At 67.0% G+C, this 2,866-nt stretch carries 3 protein-coding genes; all 3 read right to left on the reverse strand.

Going from position 1 to position 2,866, the window contains the following annotated elements:
• Positions 1 to 23: 23 nt before the first annotated feature.
• Positions 24 to 374, reverse strand: a complete 351-nt coding sequence (locus ACQKDV_RS14560) for a hypothetical protein (protein WP_427784597.1) — start codon at positions 372 to 374, stop codon at positions 24 to 26.
• Between the two features lie 9 nt (positions 375 to 383).
• Positions 384 to 1,163: a hypothetical protein gene (locus ACQKDV_RS14565; RefSeq protein ID WP_427784599.1), complete on the reverse strand. Its 780-nt coding sequence runs from the start codon at positions 1,161 to 1,163 to the stop codon at positions 384 to 386.
• Between the two features lie 386 nt (positions 1,164 to 1,549).
• On the reverse strand, positions 1,550 to 2,515 hold the full coding sequence (thiL, locus tag ACQKDV_RS14570) for a thiamine-phosphate kinase (RefSeq protein ID WP_427784601.1): 966 nt from the start codon (positions 2,513 to 2,515) through the stop codon (positions 1,550 to 1,552).
• Between the last annotated feature and the right edge of the window lie 351 nt (positions 2,516 to 2,866).

Consider the following 2,866-nt stretch of genomic DNA (forward strand, 5'->3'; position numbering starts at 1 on the left):
GCATGATGCCCCCTGCACGGGCCCTACGCTACGCTGCCGCCGCGACGCTGGGCGCCGATGAGCGTGAAGTGGTGGACCCCGCTTTGCGATGTATGGGTATAGAAGGTCTCCCCGAGGCGCTTCAGACCCGTATCTGGAAGGACCAGATGCAGCTCTTCCGAGGCCCCCTGGAGGTCACGCGCGCCCGGCCAGTGCGCGGTGATCATCACTGGCTCGGTGGCCGGCGGCTCGCCAGCACCGTGGTGCCCATGCGTGGAGGCAGCGAACGCCCTGGCCTGCCGTTCCGATGGGGAAAACGACATGAACTGCGGTGTGGTCCACGTTCCGTCCTGCGCAAGCTGCTGACGCAGGGCATCGATCTCCGTGCGGGACATGCGTGTCCCTCAATACAGCGTCTGCACCGTGGAAGACGGCTGCGACGCCACCGCCTCGCGCATGGCAGACACGATGCTGCGCGAGTCCGTACCGAGCGATTGCAGGAAGGCCATGGCCTTCTCAAAGGCCGGACCTCGATTCAGCGCGTCCAGAACGACAGTACGGTCGCCCTGCCTGCCTGTCAGCTCATCCCGGGCGCGGCGCTGCGCCTCCAACCGCAGCGGGGCGGGCGCGTCAGCCTGTGTACCGGCCAGGTAGCGTGCATGGCCGTTGATGAAGCAGGCACCGGTGCAGGTTTCCCAGAACAGACGCAGGCCCTTGCTCACTGCCGCATCCAGCCCGCCAGCGTGGACCGGCGCCAGCGCAGCGATGACCGCAGCCGCCTCAGTGTCGTTCAGCGCGCTGCGGGCCTGGCGGACATCTTCCTCCAGGGCCGAGCGCGCGATGGCCACGCGCCGCACCTGCGTAAGACGGGCCGCTTCGATCGCATCCTGTGCATCACTGCGCAGCTTCACCAGGCCACGCACACCCCGTGCTGCATCCACCTGCAGGGACATCCCGCAGTCCTTCAACAGGGGCGCCACGTGTTTCTGCACGTCCTGCACCGCCTGGATGTCGTGCGTGGCGTGCCTCCATCTGGAACGGGCTACGGCGGTGGAGAGTGCGGCCTCCACCTCCGACCGGCGCGGCGTCGTGGCGCCCAGCTGTTCCTTGAGCGCTTCGCCCTGGCGCTGGCGCTCGCTGCGCCCCCACCCGGTGAGTTGCTTGAAGACACTGCGGCTGGCCATGGGCACGATGCTGCGCCTTCAGGCGCAGCATCAGATCCGGTGAGGAAGCATCGAGATTGCGGACCTGCTTCAGCTGCGCGCGCAGGGGATCTGCCTGCTGCTGTGCGGAGCGGGCAATGATCCTGGCAAGGGCCTTGTCGCAGGCATTGCGCACGCCATCCAGTGCGCTGCTGAACCGTTGCCCGGCCTCACGGGTCTGCTGATCGAAGCCCCTCAGCTGGGCAATGGCTTCAGACAGCATGCGCTGCTGTGGCGAAAACGTGGGACCTGGGATAACGGCAACCGGCATGACCCTGCTCCAGCATCAGAAAGGTCATTCACTCTAGGCAGCGCGTTGCAGCGACACCATGCAACTTGTTGCAGGTCCTGCAGGCAGGTGCGGCCACTCAGCCGGCGAAATGCTGGTAGCCGCCCCCGCTGGCCTCGCCATCCACCTGTACGCCCTGCCCTTCGGCCATGCGACCGACACGGGTCAGCGGCACGTCCAGCGATTCGGCCAGGATGTGCAGCGCATCGCGCTGGTCTGCGGCGGCGGTGAAGCACAGCTCGTAATCATCGCCCCCGCGCAGCGCGCAGTCGCGGGCAGCATCTCGGCCCAGCAGGCCGCGCAGGGCGGGCGAGATCGGCAGCGCATCAGCATCGACCTGCGCCGACAGCGTGCTGCGTGCGGCGATATGACCGAGATCGGCCAGCAGGCCGTCGGACACATCCACGGCAGCGTGGGCAAAGGCGCGCAGGCGCAACCCCAGGGTGACGCGCGGCGTCGGCCGCAGCAGCCGCAGGCGCACGTACTCGTAGTCGGCCAGCAGCGTGGCGGTGTCCACGTTCAATGCGCCCTGCTGCCACAGGCGCAGCGCACCGGCCGCATCGCCCAGCGTGCCACTGACCCAGATGTCATCCCCCACCTGCGCGCGGTCGCGGCGCAGTGCCTGGCCGCGGCCGACCTGGCCCATCGCGGTCACCGACAGCGACAGCGGCCCCCGCGTGGTGTCGCCACCGATCAGCGCGATGTCGTGCTGGTCGGCCAGCGCGAAGAAACCTTCGGCGAAGGCATCGATCCAGTCTTCGGAAGCGTCCGGCAGGGACAGCGCCAAGGTGCACCAGGCCGGGCGCGCGCCCATTGCGGCCAGATCGGAGAGATTGACCGCCAGGGTCTTCCAGCCGATGTCGAACGCTGGTGTTTCGGCCGGGAAATGCACGCCACTGTTGAGCGTGTCGGCGGTGACCACCAGTTGCTCGTTGGCACGCGGCTGCAGCAGTGCGGCATCGTCACCGATGCCGAGCAGGATGTCGTCACGCTCGACGGTACGGGCGCGGAGGCGGTCGATGAGGGCGAATTCGGCCAGGGACATGGGGCGCTCCGGCGGGTTGCATGGATGGGCGACGGGCGCGGACGGATGATGCCGACGAGGTGGAACCGGCGGGGTTGATCCGGTTGGATTGACCCGGCTGGATTGATCCGACTGGATTGACCCGGCTGGATTGATCCGACTGGATTGACCCGGCTGGATTGACCCGGCTGGATTGATCCGGCTGGATTGACCCGGCTGGATTGATCCGGCTGGATTGACCCGACTGGATTGACCCGACTGGATTGACCCGGCTGGATTGATCCGGCTGGGTAGAGTCGACTGTTAGTCGACTGCTTTCCGATCAGGAAGAGCAGTCGACTAACAGTCGACTCTACCAAACCAAAGCAGATT

The sequence above is a fragment of the Stenotrophomonas sp. NPDC077659 genome (genome assembly GCF_050268705.1).
Classification (GTDB): domain Bacteria; phylum Pseudomonadota; class Gammaproteobacteria; order Xanthomonadales; family Xanthomonadaceae; genus Stenotrophomonas.

Excerpts from the sequence above, each read along its gene's own strand:
- ACQKDV_RS14560 (WP_427784597.1), bottom strand. The coding sequence starts at position 374 with ATGTCCCGCACGGAGATCGATGCCCTGCGTCAGCAGCTTGCGCAGGAC.
- ACQKDV_RS14565 (WP_427784599.1), bottom strand. The coding sequence starts at position 1,163 with ATGGCCAGCCGCAGTGTCTTCAAGCAACTCACCGGGTGGGGGCGCAGC.
- thiL (WP_427784601.1), bottom strand. The coding sequence starts at position 2,515 with ATGTCCCTGGCCGAATTCGCCCTCATCGACCGCCTCCGCGCCCGTACC.